General features: G+C 56.5%; 4 protein-coding genes. All 4 read left to right on the top strand.

What is annotated here, in order from left to right; all coding sequences use genetic code 11:
• Window positions 1-31: 31 nt before the first annotated feature.
• The 4 genes from JMJ16_RS43740 to JMJ16_RS43725 all read left to right on the top strand — a co-directional run bounded on the left by JMJ16_RS43740 (window position 32) and on the right by JMJ16_RS43725 (window position 23,461).
• On the top strand, window positions 32-14,344 hold the full coding sequence (locus JMJ16_RS43740) for a non-ribosomal peptide synthase/polyketide synthase (RefSeq protein ID WP_201391862.1): 14,313 nt from the start codon (window positions 32-34) through the stop codon (window positions 14,342-14,344).
• 119 nt (window positions 14,345-14,463) lie between these two features.
• On the top strand, window positions 14,464-15,519 hold the full coding sequence (locus JMJ16_RS43735; protein WP_201391860.1) for a TauD/TfdA family dioxygenase: 1,056 nt from the start codon (window positions 14,464-14,466) through the stop codon (window positions 15,517-15,519).
• A gap of 95 nt (window positions 15,520-15,614) precedes the next feature.
• Complete coding sequence (locus JMJ16_RS43730) at window positions 15,615-19,421, top strand: non-ribosomal peptide synthetase (protein ID WP_201391858.1); 3,807 nt, start codon at window positions 15,615-15,617, stop codon at window positions 19,419-19,421.
• Window positions 19,325-23,461 carry a non-ribosomal peptide synthetase gene (locus JMJ16_RS43725; protein ID WP_201391856.1) on the top strand — a complete coding sequence of 1,379 codons (4,137 nt, stop codon included), beginning with the start codon at window positions 19,325-19,327 and terminating at the stop codon, window positions 23,459-23,461. The genes JMJ16_RS43730 and JMJ16_RS43725 overlap by 97 nt, the downstream gene beginning before the upstream one ends.
• The last annotated feature ends 94 nt before the right edge of the window (window positions 23,462-23,555 follow it).

Raw genomic sequence — 23,555 nt, 5'->3', positions numbered from 1 at the left:
GTAGAAGCCAGGGTGAGGAGTAGACGAATATATGCATATGGCAGGTTTACGGGGATCTCATCTTTCAAGTCAACAACACCATTTATGGGATTTGCAGCAAGGTCAGCAGACATATTGGGTTCAGTGTGCCATCTCCCTGGAAGGATCGCTACGTGACGATATGCTTCGCCTGGCATTGGAAGATGTGATTCGCCAGAATGAAATTCTGAGAACGGTCTTCCATCGCTTACCAGGTATGGATATACCGGTACAGGTAATTAACCCTGATGCAGAGTTTGCATTCGAAAAATGCAATCTGAGCGGTCTGGACCTAGCTGCTCAACAAGATTGGGCTGAGGCCGCGTTAATGGCAGTTCGAGCAAAATCGCATGATCTGTCCTCTGGTCCTACCATGCAGGCCATGCTGTTACGGTGCGCTGAGTCTCGGACACTTTTGCTCCTGAGCTTACCTGCTCTCTGTGCGGATATCCCAACACTCAAGGGTATTATCGCTGAGTTGGCCCGGGCATATATGGCTCGCCTGCAGGGAAGTACAAGTGTTGATGATGACGTTCTGCAGTATGCGGATGTCTCGGCCTGGCAAAAAGAGATCCTGGAAGAAGATGATGCCCGGCTACAGCAAACCTTCTGGACGCAGAAAGATATTTCACCAATAGCAGCGTTGCGCCTGCCGTTCGCGCCGACAGCAATGGCAGAGCTGAAAGCTGGTACTCCCTTTACTCCTCAAAGGGTGGCCCGCGAAGCTCTCGATATGCCCTCGCTATCGGTTTTAGAGCAACTGGGTGTCGCTCCCAATACGTTCTTTTTAGCTTGCTGGCATATCCTGCTCTGGCGCTTGACCGGTGAGGAGGGCATACCACTTGGGGTGGCCTGTGATGGACGTAATTACGAAGAGCTGGCGGGTGCACTTGGGCCTTATACGCGCTTCGTCCCTCTGCTGGCTGAATTCGCGCCGGATAGCACGTTTGCGCAGACCCTTACGCAGATGCAGAGCTCGCTCAATCGAGCCAGTGCGGCACAGCTCTACTTTAGCTGGGATATTATGACCACACTCAATCGGCAACAAGCTGGCGATTTTTTTCCATGGAGCTTCGAGTTTGAACACTGGCCCGAGGATATCATTGCAGGAAATATCCATTTTAAGCTCCAGCAGTGTTTCGGTTACACTGAACGCTTTGTGCTCAAGCTCGTCCTACAACAGGTTGCCTCTACTCTTCAGTGGGAAATACAGTATGATGCAGCTTGCGTGCTGCCAGAACAAGCCATGCAGATTGCTCATGCCCTACGTACACTGCTGCAGGCTGCTCCGACACACTTACAAACCCCTGTTAGCCGCCTGCCAATTGTCAACCACGCTGAACAGGAGGGGTTGCTGGCAGCTTTTCGTGGTCCCGAACATAGCTATTCTTCTCAGACGTTGCAACAGCTCTTTGAGGAGCAGGCCGCGAGAAGCCCGGGAGCGCTGGCAGTCGTCTGTGACGGTCAACAGCTGACGTACGAACAGCTACATGTCCGGGCTAATCGCCTGGCTCACTGGCTGCAGCGACATGGGGTTGGCCCTGATGTGTTGGTGTGCCTGTATGTTGAGCGTGGCCTGGACGGGCTGATTGGCTTGCTGGCGGTCTTAAAAGCTGGCGGCGCCTATGTGCCACTTGATCCTGATAGTCCTCCGGCACGCATAGCCTTTCAACTTGGAGATACGCAGGCTCCTGTCTTACTGACACAAGAGCATCTTCTGGCACGTCTGCCAGCATTTTCAGGTCAGGTCTTCTGCCTGGATAGGGATATACGTTTGCTTGATCATGAAGCAGCGGACACTCCTCTATCTACGACAGACGCGGAAAATCTGGCATATGTCATTTATACCTCAGGTTCAACAGGAACACCTAAGGGGGTGCTGATTCGACAGCGGGGCGCGGTCAACTATACCACTGATATGTGCAGGCGAATCGCGCCAGAGCCCGGTTTACACTTTGCTACCGTTTCGACGTTAGCGGCCGATCTGGGCAATACCTCTATCTTTAGCTCACTGGCCTCTGGCGGCTGCTTACACATACTTTCCTATGAAACACTGACTTCTGGTGAGACGTTTGCCAGCTATCATGAGCAGCAACCGATAGATGTGCTCAAAATTGTTCCTTCGCATTTACAAGCACTGCTGGCCAGTTGCGGCGATCGGACCATCCTGCCTCGCCGGTATCTCATCCTGGGTGGCGAGGCATTGCCGCGCTCCTTACTATCTACCATCCAGCAGCGGGGCGCGGATTGCTCCATCATCAATCACTATGGACCTACTGAGACGACTATCGGAGCCCTGGTGAATGAGCTGGGTCCGTTGCGGGATCTCAGTGCTGCTCAGTTGGCTGATCATGAGCAGGCCACGGTGCCCATCGGCTACCCGATCTCTAATGTCCAGATATGCATTGTCGATCGCTATCAGCAGATCGTTCCGGTAGGCGTAACGGGAGAATTACTTATCAGCGGAGATGGCCTGGCCGCTGGGTATCTGCATCAGGCGGAGCTGGCTCAAACGCGCTTTCTTCCCCATCCGTTCTCCCAGGATGCTCAGGTGCACGTGTATAAGACGGGTGATCTCGCACGCTACACTCCCGATGGCATGGTTGAGTTTATTGGCCGGGCCGATCGGCAGGTGAAGCTGCGAGGGTATCGCATTGAGCTGGGAGAAGTTGAGGCGGCATTACGCCAACATCCTTCTGTGCGTGAGGCTGCAGCGGTACATCATGAGGATCGGCTGATCGCCTATGTTGTCTCTGATCTGCAGGCAGGGGCGGTCCATGGCGATCTGCGTGCGTTCCTCCACACGATAGTGCCTGAGTATATGATTCCTGCTTTCATCATGCAGTTACCGGCCTTGCCGCTCAATGCCAATGGCAAACTTGATTACCGGGCTCTACCATTGCTTGAGCAGCAGGTGAGCATGACACAGGTACAGTATGCCGCTCCACGCAGTCCCATTGAAGACATTCTAGCCTCTATCTGGCAGGATGTGCTGCAAACTCCACGCATTGGCATTCACGATGATTTCTTTAAGGCTGGCGGCCATTCACTACTGATCACACAGGTTATTTCCAGGATCAAAGCCACACTACAGGTCAATTTGCCGATCGTGAGTCTCTTTGATGCGCCGACCGTCGCCAGCCTGGCTAAATTGGTGGAGTCTGCCCTGCACGATAGTCGCCCTGCTGCGACTCCTGCTATTACGGCTGTCTCACGTGATCAGGATCTACCTCTCTCGTTTTCTCAAGAGCGTCTATGGTTCTTCTATCAACTAGATTCAGATAGTACTGCCTATAATGTACCTTTTGCGCTACACCTGAAAGGGAAGCTTTCTGTTGAAGCCCTGGAGTATAGCCTGGGCGAGGTCGTGAGACGACATGAAATCTTACGCACAACCTTCGTCGTTAAAAATGGGCAGCCGCTGCAGCATATCAATCTATGGAGCGAATATCATCTTGAACAAAAACGGCTTCAGTCGCTGACGCCGCAGCAGCGTGAGGATGAAGTGAGACTATTGAGACAGCAAGAGGCACAACGCCCCTTCAATCTTACCCAGGGACCTCTATTCCGCACGCTTCTGCTCTGCCTGGCTGATCATGAGGAGTATGTGCTGCTGCTTACCATGCACCATATTGTCTCCGATGGCTGGTCCAATGGTGTCTTACTCCGAGAATTGCATTCCTTCTATATGGCTCATGTGAAAAATGAGCCTGCACAGCTCGCTGAGCTGTCCATACAGTATGCCGACTATGCCCTCTGGCAACACCACTATCTCCAGAGCGGGGTATTTGATACGCAGCTGCGTTATTGGAGACAACAACTGGAGGGGATTGCTCCGCTAGAGCTGCCAACGGATTATCCACGCCCAGGCATACAAAGTTTCCGTGGCGCGGAGCTCAACTATCAGCTTTCGCGCGATCTGGTTGATGGGTTGAAACGCTTAAGCCAGAACGAGGGTGCTACGCTGTTTATGACCCTGCTGGCCAGCTTCCAGGTCTTGCTCGCTCGTTACACCGGCCAGAACGATATCGCGGTGGGCACTCCAACCGCTAATCGACAACATGCCGGGATTGAAGATCTGATTGGTCCTTTCATTAATACATTGGTGATGCGTACCGACCTGTCAGGGAATCCGGCGTTCCCTGACTTGCTGCGGCGCGTACGCAACATAGCGATCGAAGCCTACACGCACCAGGATCTGCCGTTTGAGAAGCTGGTTGAGGCCCTGCAGCCCGAGCGTGATCTGAGCAGGACACCACTCTTTCAGGTGCTATTCGGCCTGCAAAACATGCCGATCCCCGAGATTGATCTGGATGGCGTGACCATCGATCCCTACGCGGGCGAAAATACGACCGCCAAGTTTGATCTCTCCTTGACGACGCTGGAAAATGAGCAGGGCTTGCTCTGCGTCATGGAGTACAGCACCGATCTCTTCACCAAGGAAACCATCGAGTCCATGATTCAGGGATGGGAGGCACTGCTGCACCAGCTGCTGGCCTATCCACAACGTCGCCTCGCGGAACTGACCGTAATGGGCCCGGCTGAGCAGGCGGAAGTGCTGAAATATAGCCAGGGGGCTCAGTTGGCCATTCCTCAACCATATAGCCTGCATCAACATTTTGAAGACCAGGTTCTGCGTACGCCAGAGGCGATCGCGCTAATCTGTGGAGAGGATCAGGTCAGTTATCAGGAGCTCAATCGACGCGCCAACCGCCTGGCACATCATCTCCAGGCACACGGAATTGGACCCGAGAGCCTGGTCGCGCTCCTGGCTGAAAGAGAGATTCATTTCCTGGTCGCGATGCTGGCGATCTTTAAGACCGGTGCAGCATATCTGCCGCTCGATCCACTCCACCCGGTAGGCAGGCTGCAGCAGATAGTAAAGGATAGCGCCAGCGAGGTGCTCCTCACAACCCACAGCTTTGCCGCGACCGCCGAGTCCATAGGTGCACAGACTGAGAGAGGATCGGCCGTGCGCATCTCCTATATAGAGGATATCGATGGGAAGGAACTTCTCACTCAAAGACAGAGCGAGGAGAACCTGGCGGTTACGGTCTGCCCTCAGCAACTCGCCTATGTCATTTATACTTCCGGCTCCACAGGAACACCTAAAGGGGCGATGGTCGAGCAGGAAGGCATGCTCAATCACCTATACGCCAAGATTAATGATTTGCAGCTTACGGCCGCAGACAGTATTGCTCAGACCGCCTCACAGTGCTTTGATATCTCGGTCTGGCAGTTTCTGGCCTCGCTACTTGTCGGCGGGCGCGTCGCTATTTTTCCAGATAGCATCTCTCATGATCCGGCACAACTGCTACTCGCCCTGGAACGCGAGGGCATCTCAATCTACGAAACCGTACCCTCGGTACTCAAATTTCTGCTTGAGGCGATGCAAGAGAGTGGGTCCGCATCCCAACAGCTACCGGCGCTACGCCATCTGCTCGTAACAGGAGAGGCCGTATCGCCCACGCTTTGCCAGCGCTGGCTGGCGCGTCAGGCCCACACGCCTATGGTCAATGCCTATGGTCCGACGGAATGTTCCGATGACGTCACCCACCATATTATTGAGCAACCTCCTCTAGAGACGGCCAGTACGGTCTCTATTGGTCACCCGGTAGCCAATATGCAGGTATATATCCTGGATTCAAACTTATCGCCTGTACCAGCTCGGGCTTATGGTGAAATATATGTCGGAGGTATAGGGGTTGGGCGAGGCTATTTTGGTGATCCACAGCGCACGGCGGAGGTGTTCCTGCCTGATCCTTTTAGCGAGCAGACGGGCGCGCGCCTCTACAAAACTGGCGACAGGGGACGCTATCTGCCCGATGGCAGTATTGAGTTTATCGGTCGCATCGATTATCAGGTAAAGATCCGCGGCTTCCGCATCGAATTAGGAGAAATTGAAGCACACCTGCGACGCTATCCAGGCATGCAGGATACCGTCGTTAGAGCCAATGATGAGAATCCAGAGGACAAATATCTTGTTGCCTACGTGGTCGCTGCTACGACGCTCGACAATAGCGATCTCTATAATTTCTTAAAGGAGCGGCTCCCCAACTATATGGTGCCCTCCGCTTTTATACAGCTAGATGTCCTGCCGCTGACGCCGAATGGCAAGGTGGATCTCCAGGCATTACCCGTGATCGAAGCCAGCCGAACAGGCCTGGGAGCGGCTTATCAGGCGCCACGTACGGCGGTCGAAAAGATACTGGCGGGGCTGTGGGAGAAGCTACTTGGCCTTGTGCAGGTTGGCGTCACTGATAACTTTTTTGAGCTGGGCGGTCATTCATTGTTGGCTACCCGCGCCGTTGCCCAGGCTCGAGAAGTGTTTCAGATAGAGCTCCCGCTGCGTACGCTCTTTGAGTCCCCTACGATTGCATCTCTGTCACACCATATTGAGGCACTGCTGCATGACAGCAGCTCACAAACACTTCCCGCGCTCGTGCCCGTCGCACGTCCTGAGCGGATTCCGCTCTCTTTTGCCCAGCAGCGGCTGTGGTTCCTGCATCAGTTGGACCCTCAGAGTAGTACATATACCATTTCCAGCGCCGTACGTTTGCAGGGTCAGTTGGACCGTGTAGCCCTGGATCGAGCGCTGGTCCGGCTGATAGCCCGGCATGAGAGCCTGCGCACCAACTTTCCCGATCAGCAGGGTAAACCCTTTCAGCTGATCGCACCTGCGGCCAGCACACAACTGCATGTGCTGGACCTTGGTGGCCTACCCAGGGAAGAGCGCGAGGATGTAGCCCTGCGGCTAGCCCGTCAGGAAGCCAGGCAGCCTTTCGATCTGGCGCATGGTCCCCTGTTGCGCAACTGGCTGCTGCAACTGGATAGACAAAACTATATCTTGCTCCTTTGCATGCACCACATCGTCACCGATGGCTGGTCAATTACGATCTTGCTACGGGAACTGACCAGCCTGTATCAAGCATTTGCACAGGGAGAAGAGCCCGCTCTGCCCGCGCTACCAGTACAATATGCCGATTATGCACTCTGGCAGCACCAGTGGTTGCAAGGGAGCATGTTTCAACAACAGCTAGACTACTGGAAGCGGCAACTGGCGGATACGCCGGCCTTACAGTTGCCCACCGATCATCCTCGCCCCCCCATGCAGACGTTCCGAGGCGCACGACGACCGCTGTGGCTATCCAGCGCCCTCTCGCGGCGACTACAGACGCTATCACAGCAAGAAGGCGTTACCCTATTTATGACGCTGCTGGCCGCCTTGCAGGTGCTGTTGGCCCGCTATAGCCAGCAATGGGATGTCGCGGTGGGTACCCCCATTGCCAATCGAACACGCGAGGAGATTGAGGGGCTGGTTGGCTTTTTTGTCAATACATTGGTGCTGCGTACCGATCTCTCGGGAGATCCCTCCTTTCAGGAACTCCTGACACGGGTACGCGAGGTCTGTCTCGGTGCCTATGCCCACCAGGATATCCCCTTCGAGCAAGTGGTAGATGCGGTACAGGTTGAGCGCGATCAGAGCCGCTCACCCCTCTTCCAGGCTATGCTGAACTTCCAGCAATTAGCAGAGGTGGCTCAAACACCGCGTCTGCCTGGCCTCACCCTTACCAACCTCGAACTTGAGCAGACTACCGCGAAATTCGATCTGATGCTCCTGGTCACGGAGACCACTGAGGGGCTGTATTGTGAGCTTGAATACAATGCGGATCTGTTCGAGCCGGGAACGATCAGCCGCTTGCTTGGCCACTGGCAGGTACTCCTGGAAGCTATTGTTGAGGGTCCAGCCAGGCCGATCACAGGCCTACCCTTGCTGACTGAAGAGGAACGTGAGCAGCTTATACACCTGGAGTATACTGCTCCTCAAGAACTGTCTCGCGCCCGCTGCATCCACCAACTCTTCGAGGAGCAGGTGGCGCTGGTCCCTGATCGCATCGCCCTGAGCTATGAGGAGCACGTGCTGACATACCAGGAGCTCAATGCGCGCTCCAATCAGCTCGCGCACGCACTGCAACAGGCCGGAGTTGGTCCTGAGGTCTTTGTCGCTATTGCCCTTGAACGCTCACCTGAACTGGTGGTCGCCCTGCTTGCGGTCCTCAAGGCTGGTGGGGCGTACATTCCTCTAGACCCAACCTATCCAGCCGAGTGGCTGGCCAATGTCATCGATGATGCCCAGGTCAACATGGTAATTACACAATCTGACCAGCTCACCCACCTGCCCAGCCTTACCTGTTCCGTGCTCTGCCTGGATACACATCGGCAATGGCTAGCCGACCAACCAGCGCACAATCCAGCATGTACAGTAATGCCCCAGAATGCGGCCTATATGATCTATACTTCTGGCTCAACTGGAAGGCCCAAGGGTGTTATGGTCCCCCATATCAACGTGCATCGACTATTCTCGATGACACAGGGTTGGTTCTCTTTTGGGCCCACAGATGTGTGGACACTGTTTCATTCATATGCCTTTGATTTCTCGGTCTGGGAGTTATGGGGAGCCTTGATCTATGGAGGTCGACTAGCGGTGGTACCTTACTGGGTCAGCCGTTCTCCCGATGAGTTTAGCCAGCTACTCGCCAGGGAGGATGTAAGCGTCCTGAACCAGACTCCGTCTGCATTCCAACAATTGATCAATGCCGAAGCGCGGCAACCATTCGCGCTAGAGATGGCGCTACGCCTGGTTATCTTTGGAGGTGAAGCGCTGACATTGACGACCCTGCGGCCCTGGTTTGAGCGCCATGGGGATCAGCATCCACGCCTGATCAATATGTATGGGATCACCGAAACAACGGTCCATGTGACATATCGTGTATTGAGTCAGGCCGATCTAGAGGGCGATCGTGGTAGCGTCATAGGTACTCCTATTCAAGATCTACGGCTCTATGTACTGGATAGTCGGCAACAGTTGGTGCCTCTGGGTATCGCGGGCGAACTATATGTTGGAGGTGCGGGACTCGCCACCGGGTACTGGCAACGGGCCGATCTGACGGCTGAACGCTTTGTTCCTGATCCCTTTGGAGATGTATGGGGAGCAAGGCTATACCGTACAGGAGACCTGGTACGCTATGATATAGCGGGCGATCTAGAATATCTGGGGCGGGTCGATCAGCAGGTCAAGGTGCGTGGCTTCCGCATTGAGCCTGGGGAGATTGAAGCTGTGCTGGCTCGACGGCCGGGCATCCGCGAAGTGGTGGTCGTGGTACGAGAAGATATTCCAGATGATAAGCGGCTGGTTGCCTACCTGACACGAGATACCGAAGATTCGGCTCCCAATAGTGCAGAGCTCCGTCGCCATGTTCAGCAATTACTACCCGAGTATATGCGGCCAGCCGCCTTTGTGTTCCTGGCCGCCTTGCCTTTAACTGCCAATGGCAAGGTCGACAGGAAAAAGCTGCCAGCCCCCATTTGGGATGAAGCGTCTCCAGAGGAGAGAGAAGGTAGAAAGCTTCTCAGTCCAATTGAGGAGCTAACCATGCAGGCATGGCAGCAGGTACTGCAACGGGATCAGCTAGAAGTCGAGCAGAACTTCTTTGAGGTCGGTGGACACTCCTTGCTTGCGACCCAGATCGTGGCACGCCTGCAGCAAATAACGGGGATCGAAATTCCGTTGCGAACACTTTTTGAGGCCCCCACGATCGCGTCCCTGTCTCAACGCATCGAGGCCCTGCTGCAACATACAGCCTTACAGCCACCGCCAACGCTCCTGCCTGCTGAACGCCCTGAGCAGATTCCGCTCTCTTTTGCCCAGCAGCGACTGTGGTTTATGCACCAGATGGAACCAGAAAGCAGCGCTTACAATATCCCGGCCGCGTTGCGGTTGTCCGGCCCCCTTTCCGTCGCGGCACTTGAGAAAAGCCTTCAGCACATCGTACAACGGCATGAGAACTTGCGCACCATTTTCATCTCCCAGCAGGGAACGCCCATGCAGGTGATCGCTCCATCGCTGTCCATTCAACTACCACTGCTCGATCTGCAAAACTTGCCGTCGGCGGCACAGGAAGAACAGGTGCTACTGCTGGCCCGGCAGGAGGCTCTGCGCCCCTTTGATCTGGCGACGGGGCCGCTCTTGCGCGTGTATATGCTGCGCCTGGGACAAGAGTCCTATGCGTTACTCTTCAACCTGCACCACATTATCGCTGATGGCTGGTCGGCTGGCGTCTTGATTAATGAACTGACGACGCTCTATAGCGCCGCGCTTCGGGATGAGCAGGCGTCGCTACCAGCCCTCCCCGTTCAGTATGCCGATTATGCACTCTGGCAGCAGGAATGGTTGCAAGGCGAGCGTCTGCACGAGCAACTGGACTACTGGCAGCGGCAACTGGCCGATGTGCCTGCTACCCTCAACTTTCCAACCGATCGGCCACGGCCAGCCATCCAGACGTATGTGGGTGCCCAGCAGGAACTAATGCTTCCTGCAGCACTGAGCCAGGAAGTTGCAGCATTGGGACAACGTGCGGGTGCCACACTCTTTATGACACTTCTAGCAGGCTTCCAGGTCCTGCTACTACGCTATAGTGGTCAGCACGATATTGTGGTGGGCACCTCGATAGCCAATCGACGGCAGCAAGAGCTGGAAGGCCTGATCGGCTGTTTTGTTAATACCCTTCCTCTGCGTTGCGATCTATCCGGCGACCCTAGCTTTCGTGAGGTGTTGGCGCGCATTCATGAGGTTACGCTGCAGGCTTATGCCCATCAAGATGTACCTTTTGAACAACTGGTTGCTCAATTGCCATTGGAACGCGATTTGAGCCAGCAGCCCTTGTTCCAGGTCGCCTTTGAGTTCCAGAATTTTCCTATCTCGACCCTGGATATGGCAGGGGTGACCTGGAGACCGCTCGAAGTTGTGCAGACAACCGCCAAGTTTGACCTTGAGCTAACCCTGGCCCCGCATGAACAGGGCTTGCGTTGCGTGTTGGAATACAACACTGATCTGTTTGCCGCCAGTACGATGCGCCGTTTCCTTGCACACTTCCAAACGCTGCTGGAGAGCATCGTCCGTGCTCCTGAACAACGTATCTCTACCTTGCCCCTGCTCACCTCTGCTGAACAGATAGAGGTGCTGCAGCACAGCAATCAAACGCGGAAAGAGTTCAACACGCCATCGCACTATATGCAGTGCCTGGCCTGGCAGGTGGCTCGTACACCTGAACGCATTGCCGTCTGCGATGCACGGCAGCAGCTCACCTATGGGGCGCTCTGGCAGCGTGCCGAGCGACTCGCCAGTGTCTTACAACGGCGGGGCATCGGACCAGAAACCCTGGTGGGCCTTTATATGGATCGCTCGTGCGAGCTGCTCATCAGTATACTGGCGATCTGGCGTTGTGCCGCGGCCTACGTCCCACTCGATCCTGCCTATCCACAGGAACGGCTCCGCCTCATCCTAGAACGGGCACAGGCATCGCTCCTCCTTACAAACACAGCGCTGCAGCAGCACCTTCCCGCTGGCTCACAACGGCTCTGCCTGGAGGAGATAGAGGCGGAAGCACCGACCGAGTATGCCCCCCTGGCACCAGTTCAGTTACTGCCGCAGCAACTCGCCTATGTTATCTATACCTCTGGTTCGACGGGAGTGCCAAAAGGCGTCATGATTAATCATGAAGGGATGCTGAATCATCTCTGGGCCAAGGTTGAAGATCTGAATCTGGACGAGGCCGATGTCGTTGCCCAGACCGCTTCGCAGTGTTTTGATATCTCGGTCTGGCAGTTCCTTGCCTGTTTGCTACAGGGAGGACAGGTTCACATCTTGCCCGATGCCATCTCTCATGATTCCTTCCAGTTGCTGCAAGCCGTCCAACAAACCGCTATCAGCATTCTGCAGCTGGTGCCGGCTCAGATAGCAGCGTTCCTAGACGCGATGATGGAACATCCACATCTGCGGTGGGAGGGCCGCTGGTTGATCGCGACAGGAGAGGCCATGCCTCTGTCCCTTTGTCAACGCTGGTGGCAGCAGCAAGGCTCAATCAAGCTACTCAATGCCTATGGTCCTACGGAATGCTCCGACGATGTGACGCATGCGCTTCTAGAGGAGCAGACGTGCTCATGGCGGGTGCCCATTGGACAGCCAGTCGCTAATACTCAGCTCTACATTCTCGATGAGCAGCTCGCGCCAGTGCCAACTGGCGTCGTAGGCGAGATCTATGTAGGAGGCCTGGGGGTAGGGCGTGGTTATCTGGGAGACGTGGAGCGGACCGCGACCGTCTTTGTCCCAGATCCGTATAGCGGGAAGCCCAGCAGCAGGCTATATCGCACGGGCGATCGCGGAAGATATCGGGAGGATGGGCAGCTGGAGTTTGTGGAGCGGACAGATGCCCAGGTGAAGCTACGTGGCTACCGCATCGAGCTAGGAGAGATAGAAACGGTGCTGGGTCAGCATCCACAGGTGCAGCAGTGTGTGGTTCTTTTGCGGGGTGCAGAGTTACAGGAGAAGCAGATCGTTGCTTATGTGGTGTTCCGGTCAGAGCCGGGCGAGGACGTTATCCTGAACCAGTCGGCAGCCCTGCGCGGGTATATGAAGGATAAGCTGCCTCCCTACATGATTCCCGCCTACTTCGTGGTGCTGGATGCGCTCCCGTTGACGGCCAATGGCAAAGTGAACCGGGAACGCTTACTGACCCTCGATTGGGAACATGGAGAGTTACAGGAAGAAAAAGAAGCAGAGCTGTTGCTGAGCCCGATTGAAGAGCTCGTCCTGCAGTGTTGGAAGCAGGTCCTGGACCGAGAACAGCTGGATGTGCATGAGAATTTCTTTGAAGTGGGAGGACATTCCCTGCTGGCCACCCAGGTGGTGGCGCGCCTCCAGCGGTTGCTTGGCATCGAGATACCGCTGCGAACACTTTTCGAGGCCCCTACCGTGGCCGAGCTCGCGGCCTGGCTCACGCTCCAGTTGCGTCAGGATCAGGGGCTTACCGCTCCAGCCATTGTGCCAGTCGCGCGCAATCAAGATCTACCGCTCTCCTTTGCTCAGCAGCGCCTCTGGTTCCAGGATCAACTCGATCCTGGCAATACAGCGTATAGCATTCCCACGGCGGTGCGCTTATCTGGACGGCTCAATCGGGCTGCGCTGGCTCTTGCGCTAGCCGCGGTCATGAGGCGCCATGAGATCCTGCGAACGACCTTCCCCACCCATGAAGGTCAGCCTGTGCTGCGCATCGCGACCTCGCCCACGACCGGGCAGGTGCTGATTGATCTCAGCTATCTAACGCCCGAGGAACGGGCTCGGGAAACACAGAGGCTGGCACAGCAAGAGAGGCAGCAGCCCTTCAATCTGGCGTCCGGCCCACTGCTGCGTTGCTGGCTCTTAGCGCAATCGCGGGATGAACATGTACTGTTGCTGACGATGCATCACATCATCTCGGATGGCTGGTCTATGGACATCCTGGTACGTGAGCTGACCAGCCTGTATACCGCTTTAGCACACGGTGAGGCCACCGATCTGCCAGCCTTGCCGGTACAGTACGTCGACTTTGCACTCTGGCAGCGGCAATGGCTCCAGGGAGAAGTCTTACAGCAGCAACTGGATTACTGGAAGCAGCGGCTCAGCGGCATCGCTCCTTTAGCCTTGCCCACCGACTATCCCCGGCCTCCGCAGCAGACCTTTGAGGGGGGGCATCTGCCTCTACACCTGCCCGCCGGGCTGAGCCAGCGGCTGCGGGAGCTCTCACAGCGCGAAGGGACAACCTTGTTCATGACCCTGCTGGCTGCATTCAATGTGCTTCTGCACTACTTCACGGGGCAGGATGATCTTGTTGTAGGCACAAACGTGGCCAATCGCAACCGTGCCGAGACGGAGGAGGTGATTGGATTTTTCGTCAATCAACTGGTGCTGCGTACACAGATCTCTGGCAATCCGAGTTTCCTTGAAATCCTGCATACGACAAGGGAGGTCGCCATCGGAGCCTATGTTCACCAGGACCTTCCCTTCGATCGCTTGCTGATGGAGCTCAACCCTGAACGCGACCTCAGCCGCACTCCATTGTTCCAGGTGAAATTCTCGTTGGAACATGCCTCGGCACAAGAAAACATACTACCAGGCATCCAGGTCGAGTCGGCTGGTTTTGAGCCGGAAGTTACGAAGTTTGATATGTTCCTTCACATCGTGGAGAGCGAGGGCAACCTCTCTGGATCGCTCGAATATCGGACAGATCTGTTCCGCGTCGAAACCATCGCACGCTTGCTCCATTTATTTGAAGCTCTGCTTGCTACCATCGTTGCATCCCCAGAGACACAACTGGACAGCCTGGAAACGGCTCTGACAACGATAGATATGGAGAGGAAAACCAGACAGGAAAGCGAGCGCCGCCAGAAAAATGTGCAGAAGCTGGGACAAACCAGGCGCAGGGTGAACCAGCAGGTAGAGCCACAGTAGCTAAGCTGATGAGGATGGCGCGAGGCGCAGGCCATGCCGATGAGAAGCGTCTCTCCCCGTCACGTACATGAGTAATTCTAGACAGACAGATGATCATAGACAGCAAGGAAGGGAGTCTCATGACCAATACACAACGCGATGAGCGTAATCCCAGGTCCATCAAATCCATCAAGCGGAAAGCTGTGACGACAGCCAATACCTCGCAGGAAGCCCTGGTAAAGGTTGGCGCGCTTGACTCACAGGGAACGCTGCCGCTGCTTGTACAGCCCGCGGTCGATGACCTTGATCTCATAAATTGGTCAACACATAATCAGCCGCTCATCGAGAGCTACCTGCTGAAGTATGGGGGTATCCTCTTCCGGGGCTTTGCGCTCAAGAGCGCCGATGATTTTGAGGCCTTTATTACAGGCGCTACGGGGAGCACACTCGAATATCATGAGCAGTCTTCTCCTCGTAGCCTGATCAGCGGAAACATCTACACTTCGACTGATTATCCTGCTGATCAAAGTATCTTCTTCCATAATGAGAGCTCTTATCGCCAGACCTGGCCTTTGCGCATCGCTTTTTTCTGTCAAACGCCCCCAACCCAGGGAGGCGAGACACCCATCGCAGATGTGGGCAAGGTGTATGAACACATCGATCCGCAGATCAGGGAGCGCTTTCAGCAAAAGGGCGTGCTGTATGTGCGCAACTACGGCGATGGGATCGGGCTTCCCTGGCAAACCGTCTTTCAAACCTCTAGCCGTGAAGTGGTGGAGGAGTTTTGCCAGCAGGCAGGTATCCAGTGCAAGTGGAAAGGCGAGAATCGCCTGCGCACCTATCGGGTAGGCCCGGCAGTAGTCCCTCATCCGAAAACTGGCCAGCCACTCTGGTTTAATCACGCCACCTTTTTTCATGTGACAACCCTGGGGCCCGAAGTCAGTGGGGCATTACTCAAGCAATTCGCCGAAGAGGACCTGCCGGGCAATACCTACTATGGTGATGGCTCACCCATAGAAGATAGCACGTTAGATGCTTTGCGCCAGGCCTATACGCGGGAAATCGTGAAGTTTCCCTGGCAAAAAGGCGATGTCCTGCTGCTCGATAACATGCAGGTAGCTCATGCGCGATCGCCATTTACGGGGCCGCGCCGCATTTTAACAGGAATGAGCCTGCCCTTCACAGCACGCTCTTGAGAGCTATCACCTGAAAGGTCCAACCTTCAATGTCTGGCAACGCCTCCCAGCATGAAAATGTTCATTTCAGAGGAGAGAAAGAGATAGAAACCACCATGCCTGAGATACTGATAGAAAGTTTTCGGCTTTCTCCACAGCAACGACATTTGTGTGCTTTACCGCATCCAGAGAGATCATTCCCCTATCGCACTCATGTTGCAGCACTTCTGCAAGGGCACCTTGATCTGGCCCGCTTGTACAGGTCTCTGAGGCATCTGGTGGAACGCTATGAGATTCTGCGAACACACTTTCCGCGGCTGACAGGGTTTGCCCTGCCCGCGCAGGTGATAGATCCAGGTACTCCCCTGCTTCTGGAGTTCTATGATTGCTCTGCCCTTTCTCCACAGGAGCAGGAAGAGACGCTTGTCAGCCTGCGCGAGGGTAGACGAAATCAACCGCTCGATCTAACAGCAGGACCAGCCCGGAAAGTGCTGCTGGTGAGCTGTTCAGCTGAGCGCCACTGGCTTTACTGGGATATGGCTACCCTGAATGCGGATATGCAAACATGCCATATCTTGCTCCAGGAATTAAGCCTGTTGTATAGCCAGCAGGCACCAGAAGAAGAGGAACCCCTGCAATACGCCGATCTGACAGAATGGCTATACGACATCGCACAGGAGGAAACCGATTCCCCAGGTGGTGCGTACTGGCTTTCCACAACACGCGCGCTGCAAAATACAGTGTCTCTCCCCTACGAGCAACCAGTCGATCGGCATGCGTCTTTTGTTCCACATGCGTTGACGCTAGAGCTCCCAGAACGGATGCTCTCACAGATGCAAGCACTGGTCGAGCTGCTGGGTGTGTCAGAGAAAAGTCTCCTGCTCGCATGCTGGGGTATCGTTCTCGCACGCCTGACAGATCAAACGGGCGTGCTTATCGGGACCAACAACGATGGGAGAGGATATCAAGAGGTCAAGCAAGCGGTTGGCCTACTCGCCAGGTCCCTTCCCCTCGTGTATCAGTTTCAAAAACAGGCCAGCTACCGGCAGGTGGTGCAGCAGGTCGAGGAGACGCTGAGCCAGGCAGACGAATGGCAAGAGTATTTTAGCTGGCAGTTCGTTGAGGCAGAAGATAGCGATGCGGAAGAGCCGTTTTGCCCCTTTGGCTTTAGCTATGAGGCGCTCCCGCTCCCATGGCAGACAGGACAAATCGAGTGGAGGGTCATAGATCAAGGCATGGATCTGGACTACTTCAAAGTAAATATGGTCTGCCTGAGAAGTGCTGAGGGCCTGCGGGTAGCGCTCCACTATGATCACCGGGCCTTTCGCCAGCAGGATATACAGCGTTTACAGCAGCAGTGGCAGATAGTCTGCGAACAGGTGCTGGCCAATCCAGATGTGGTCATTGATACGCTGCATCTGCTCACAGAACAGGAAAAACACCTCATGGTGTCTGAGTGGAATGCCACGCAGGCGAATTATCCTGTTCATCAGGGCATTCACAAACTCTTTGAAGCTCAGGCGCGTCAACATCCTCAGGCCCCGGCCTTGCGCTATGGAGAGCTGCTGCTGAGCTATGGACAGCTAGAGCAGCAGGCGAATCAACTCGCTCACCTGCTTCTGACAGCTGGCCTGCAGCCAGGCGGCCATGTCGCGCTTTGCCTGCCCCGCAACCACTGGACGATCATTAGTTTGCTGGCGGTACTTAAGGCAGGCGGCGTCTATATTCCACTGGAGGTGGATGTGCCTGCCGCGCGTCTGCAGGCCCTGCTACAGCAGCTAGAACCAGCCCTGATCCTTAGCAGCAAGCAGCTAGAGGATCGCCTGCCATCATCCACGGCCCCAGTGTTACTGATCGAGATGCTCGTACAGCAGCTGACGGGACAGCCTGTTACGACACCGGAGATAAAGGTAAATCGCGACAGCCTGGCCTATATCATGTACACTTCTGGCTCTACGGGAGTTCCCAAGGGGGTTGAGATCCGCCAGGAGAGCGTGAGCAACTATACGCAGGCGCTCTGTCAGCTGCTAGAGGTGAAAGAGGGCTGGCACTTTGCTACCGTGTCTTCGCTGGCCGCCGATCTAGGCAATACCGCTATCTTTTGTGGCCTCGCTTCTGGCGGGTGCGTCCATATACTTCCCTACGAGCTGGTCACTGATGCCATCGCGCTCTCTGCCTATGCGCAGAGGTATCCCCTGGATGTGCTCAAGATCGTGCCTTCCCATCTACAGGCGCTGCTCTCATCAGAGGCGGCCGCTGTGCTCCCGCGAAGACGACTCATTCTGGGCGGCGAAGCTTTGCCCTGGTCCCTGGTGCGGCAGATTCAACAGGCGCGGCCAACCTGCCAGATCTACAATCATTATGGCCCGACCGAGGCCACCATAGGCGCTGTAGTCTATCAATTGGGAGATACCCAGGAGATACAGATGCCCCAGGGACAGCAATACAGCGTGCCGATCGGTCGCCCAATTGCCAATATACAGGTGTATCCTCTCGATGCTCAACTGCGGTTGCTCCCGGTCGGATCAAAAGGAGAGCTCTACATTGGAGGCTCTGGCATAGCTCGGGGCTATCTGTCTCGGCCAGACGTCACAGCCGAGCGTTTTGTGCCCGATCCCTTTAGCAATCAAGAAGGTGCCCGCCTCTATCGCACCGGCGATATGGTGCGCTATCGTGCCGATGGAGTCCTGGAGTTCATTGGCAGGCAGGACACCCAGGTCAAACTGCGCGGATACCGCATCGAGCTTGGAGAGATCGAAGCGCAATTGAGAAAGCTTCCCGACGTAAAAGAAGCGGTCGTTCAGTTATGGACCGAGGAAAGTCGAGAGGATACTCTGCTAGGTTATGTCGTATCGCATCAGCAGCCAGGACCCGATCAGGAACAACTCAGACAGGCTCTGATGAAACAGTTGCCCGCATATATGGTGCCGGCTCAGGTGCTGCACTTAGATGCCTTGCCTCTCACAACCAACGGGAAAGTGGATCGGCAGCGCTTACCAGGACCCCTATCACCCGGACAAGAAAAATCACGGCAACCGGAACAGATGCATACACCGGTAGAGGAAGTGATGCTGGGGATCTGGCAGGACGTGCTGCAGATTGAGCGGATTAGCAGAACCGATAATTTCTTCCAGCTGGGAGGCCATTCATTATTGGGTACCAGGGTGACTGCACGGCTGCAGGCCATCTTTGGCATAGCAGTGCCGATTACCTGGCTCTTTGAATCTCCTACGGTGACGCAGCTATCCAGGCGTATTGCGGATGAGCTGCAATTAGGGCAGGGTATACAGCTGCCACCTATCGAGCCGGCCTCGCGCCAGCAGCCGCTGCCGCTCTCTTTTGCCCAGCAACGCCTCTGGTTCCTGGACCAGCTGGAGCCCGGCAGCTCCGCCTACTCGATCCCCCAGGCGCTCCGCCTGCGTGGTCCCCTCGATCTGCGCGCCTTCCTGCAGGCCCTGCACGCCCTCATCCTGCGCCATGAAAATCTGCGCACCACCTTCCCCCTGCGCGATGGTCAGCCGATCCAGCTCATCCATCCCCAACCGTTGACCCCCTTGCTCGTCCTGGATCTGAGCACCCTGCCCTCCCAGGAGCGCGAGCTCGTCACCCTCCAGCTCCTCCAGCAGGCGGCCGCACAACCATTCGACCTGGCCCAGGGCCCTCTGCTACGCTACCTGCTGCTGCGCCTGGCGGAGCAGCAGGAACACGTCCTGCTCCTCAACCTGCACCACATCGTCTCTGATGGCTGGTCTGGCGGCATCCTCTTCCGTGAACTCAGTATCCTGTACCTGGCCGCGCTACACCACCAGCGGGCCGCGCTCCCCCCTTGCCCATCCAGTATGCTGATTATGCCCTCTGGCAGCGTTCCTGGCTCCAGGGTGAGGTACTCGCACGGCAACTGGACTACTGGAAGCAGCAGTTGAGAGGTCTCACCCCCCTGGAACTACCCACCGACCAGCCCAGACCCGCCGTCCAGACCTTCCACGGCGCGCTCCACCAGCGCCGCCTGCCACGCGCCTTGAGTCAGCAACTGCACGAGCTCTCCCAACGCGAAGGGGTCACGCTGTTTATGACCCTGCTGGCTGCCTTCCAGGTCTTGCTCTCGCGCTACAGCGGTCAGCAGGATATCGCCGTGGGCACCCCGATCGCCAACCGGACGCGCGAGGAGGTCGAGGGACTGATCGGCTTCTTTGTCAACACGCTGGTGCTGCGCAGCGACCTCTCGGGCAACCCTGCGTTTATCGAGCTGCTGGCGCGGGTGCGCGCCATGGCCCTGGGAGCCTATGCCCATCAGGAAGTTCCTTTTGAGCAGGTGGTGGAGGCGCTGCAGCCCCAGCGAGACCTGAGCCGCTCCCCGCTCTTCCAGGTCCTCTTTGAACTCAAAAATAGGGAGGAGGATGAGGAGCTGTCGGGGTCGGCAGAGCTCCAGGCAGAGAACGTTGCGCTTGAGCAGCACAGTGCCAAGTTTGAGCTGAGCGTCATCGTGACCGAGAGCCCTGAAGGCTTGCAGATCACGCTGGAATACAGCACCGATCTCTTTGCGACCAGTACCATCCAGCGCTTACTGGCACATTGGCAGGTCTTACTTGAGGGCATCGTGGCCACTCCTGAGCAGCCGCTCTCGTCGCTGCCACTCTTGACTGCTTCCGAGCATAGCCAGCTGCTCTTTGAGTGGAACCAGGCAAGCGATGCGTCCTATCAGAAAACGTGTGTGCATAGGATCTTTGAAGCCCAGGTTGAAAAGACACCAGATGCAGTGGCGCTCGTATGTGAAGAGGGGCAGGTGACGTACGACCAGCTCAATCAGCGCGCGAATCAGTTGGCCCACTATTTACAAAGCCGGGACATCGGTCCTGATGCGCTGGTTGGCATCTGTGTGGAACGCTCGCTCGCTATGGTCGTTGGGATGCTGGGCGTTCTGAAGGCGGGCGGAGCCTATATCCCTCTCGATCCTACCCTTCCACCAACTCGCCTGCAACTTTTGCTTGAAGAGACCAGAGCTCCCATCCTACTGACCCAACAATATCTGCTGGCGCAACTTCCCATTCAGCAGGTTCAGACCCTTTGCCTGGATACGCAGTGGGTGAAGATCGCTCAGCAAAGCGCGCAGCAGCCTGTCAGCCGCACAGAGGCCGACAACCTAGCCTACATGATCTATACATCGGGCTCAACGGGTCACCCCAAAGGGGTGATGATCTCGCATGCCGCGCTCTCCAACCACATGCTCTGGATGCAGACTACCTTCCCTCTCACCCCCGCCGATCGCGTGCTGCAAAAAACCCCTGCCAGCTTCGATGCCTCCGTCTGGGAGTTCTACGCTCCCCTGCTGGCTGGCGCCTGCCTCGTCCTGGCTCAGCCCGATACCCACCGCGATAGCGCCGCCCTCGCCCTGACGCTGGCCCACCAGCAGATTAGCATCCTGCAGGTGGTCCCCACCCTGCTGCACGCCCTCCTCGATGAGCCGCTGCTGCCATACTGCCACCATCTGCGCTCCCTGTTTTGCGGCGGTGAGGAACTGCGCGCCGATCTGCTTCGCCGCGCCATGACCTCCCTACCCCCCACCACGCGCCTCTACAACCTCTACGGACCCACCGAAGCGACGATCGATGCCACCTGCTGGCCCTGTGAGCCAGATCCACAGCTCGCTCGCGTCCCCATCGGACGCCCGATCTCCAATCTCCAGGTCTACCTGCTCGATGCGTACCTGCAGCCCGTTCCCATCGGGGTCCCCGGAGAGGTCTTCCTCGGCGGCGCTGGCCTGGCACGCGGCTATCATCGCCGATCCGACCTGACCGCCGAGGCGTTCCTGCCCCATCCCTTCAGCTCGGAGCCGGGTGCCCGCCTCTACCGGACCGGCGATCTGGCCCGCTTCGTCCCCCAGCGCTCCAACACCCTGCAATACCTGGGACGCCGGGATGCGCAGGTCAAGCTGCGGGGCTATCGCATCGAACCCGGCGAGATCGAGGCAATCCTCAGTACCCATCCCGCCGTCAGCGCGGCGGCGGTCGGGATGCAGCACACCAGGACAAACACTGCGGTCGCCGAGCAGCGCCTGATCGCCTATGTGGTGCGCACACCCGAGCATGCGCTCTCCTTGCAGGAGCTGCGCTCCTATCTGGGGGAGCGGCTGCCCCAGTACATGCTCCCCTCGGGACTGGTTGAACTGGAGCAGCTGCCCCTGACCTCTTCGGGCAAAGTGGATCGCCGGCAGCTGGCAACCCTGACGGTAGACGAAGAGCCAGGGAACCAGGACACCGAGCAGCGACCACGCAATGAACTGGAGGAACTGGTGTCTCAGGTCTGGAAGCAGGTTCTGCAGCGCGACCAAGTCGGCCTGCAGGAGAACTTCTTTGAGCTCGGAGGCCACTCCCTACTGGCTACCCAGGTGGTCGCTCGCCTACGCAAGCTGCTCCACACCGAGGTCCCCTTGCTGCTGCTCTTTGAGGCTCCCACCATATCTCTGCTGGCGGCTCGCCTCCAACTGCTGTTGCGCCAGGCACAGGGACACACACAGCCGATGCCGCCACTGCTGCCCGTGCCGCGCGATCAGGATCTCCCCCTCTCTTTCGCTCAGCAGCGCCTCTGGTTCTTGCACCAGTTCGCTCCTCGCAGCGCCGCCTATAGCATTCCCGTTTTCGCTCGTCTGCACGGCACCCTGGCGATCCCCGCCCTACGCGCCAGCCTCTCGGCGCTCATCCAGCGCCATGAAAGCCTGCGCACCGTGTTTGAAGAGCGCCAGGGGCAGGTGCTTCAACGCATCGTCCAGCAGACGCCGATCCCGTTCCCCGTGATCGATCTCAGCGGCTATGACCACCAGCAGCGTGAAGCGGCCATTGAACAGCTCGTGGAACAAGAGGCCGAACAGCCCTTTGACCTGCGCCAGGGACCCCTGCTGCGCAGCTGGCTGCTGCGCCTTTCACCTCAGGAGCATATCCTGTTCCTGACCATGCACCACATCGTCTCCGATGGCTGGTCCATGGGCATCCTCGTCCAGGAGCTGACAGCTCTCTATCAGGCGTTCAGAGCAGGCGAGCCCTCACCCTTGCCCCCGCTGCCTATCCAATACGCCGATTACGCCTCCTGGCAGCGCGGCTGGCTGCAGGGCGAGGTGCTCAAAGAGCAGATCCGCTACTGGACCCAGCAGCTCAATGGGGCACGCGCGCTGGAGCTGCCCACCGATTATCCGCGCACCCGTGCCCTTAGCCAGCAGGGCGCGCATTATGGATTTCAGCTAGATGCCCAGCTGGCGCAGGCACTACGGCAACTGAGCCAGCAAGAGGGGGCGACCCTGTTTATGACCCTGCTGGCCGCCTTCCAGATCCTGCTCTATCGTCTCAGTGGTCAGGAGGATATCGTGGTCGGCACTGATAGCGCCAACCGCTCCCATCTGGAGACCGAGAAGCTGATCGGCTTCTTCGTCAATCTGCTGGCACTGAGAGGACACGTGAATGGGAAATTACCCTTCCACGATTTTCTGCACACGATGCGGGAAGTCATCATCAATGCATATACACATCAGGATTTTCCATTTGAGATGATTATTGAGCATTTACACCTGCAAAGAGAGGGTAGTCGTACCCCACTGATAAACGCCCTTTTTGTCATGCAGAATGTGCCATTGACTGATGCGGAGCTTCCGGATCTTACCATAACTTCGATTGATAGCGACACGACCTCTGCCAAGTTCGATATGGCGCTCTTTGTGACGGAAGAACCTGCAGGACTTGGTTGTTCGGTCGCCTATAGCACTGATTTATTTAAAGAGGCAACTATTGAGAGGATAATGAACCACTATGCGGCATTGCTACAGGCCATTGTGACTCATCCTGAAACTCCAATTGATCATCTGGAGATCTATAGCAAGGAAGAAGAGCAGCAGCGCACTGTCCAAAAGAAAAAGAGCCTGCAGCGCCATCTGAGCAAACTGAAAGATTTTAAAGAGGATATGATCGACCTTTCTTAAGAAGAGTGGGATACAGCGCTCTCGTGGATGTCCACGGTAGCCAAAGCGTTGATGCCCGTATCTCGCACATAGCTTATAGATTGAGGAGTCAAAG

This window comes from Ktedonobacter sp. SOSP1-52, assembly GCF_016587395.1.
Note: the sequence above shows the minus strand (reverse complement) of the source record. Positions and strands in the feature narration are given on the sequence as shown.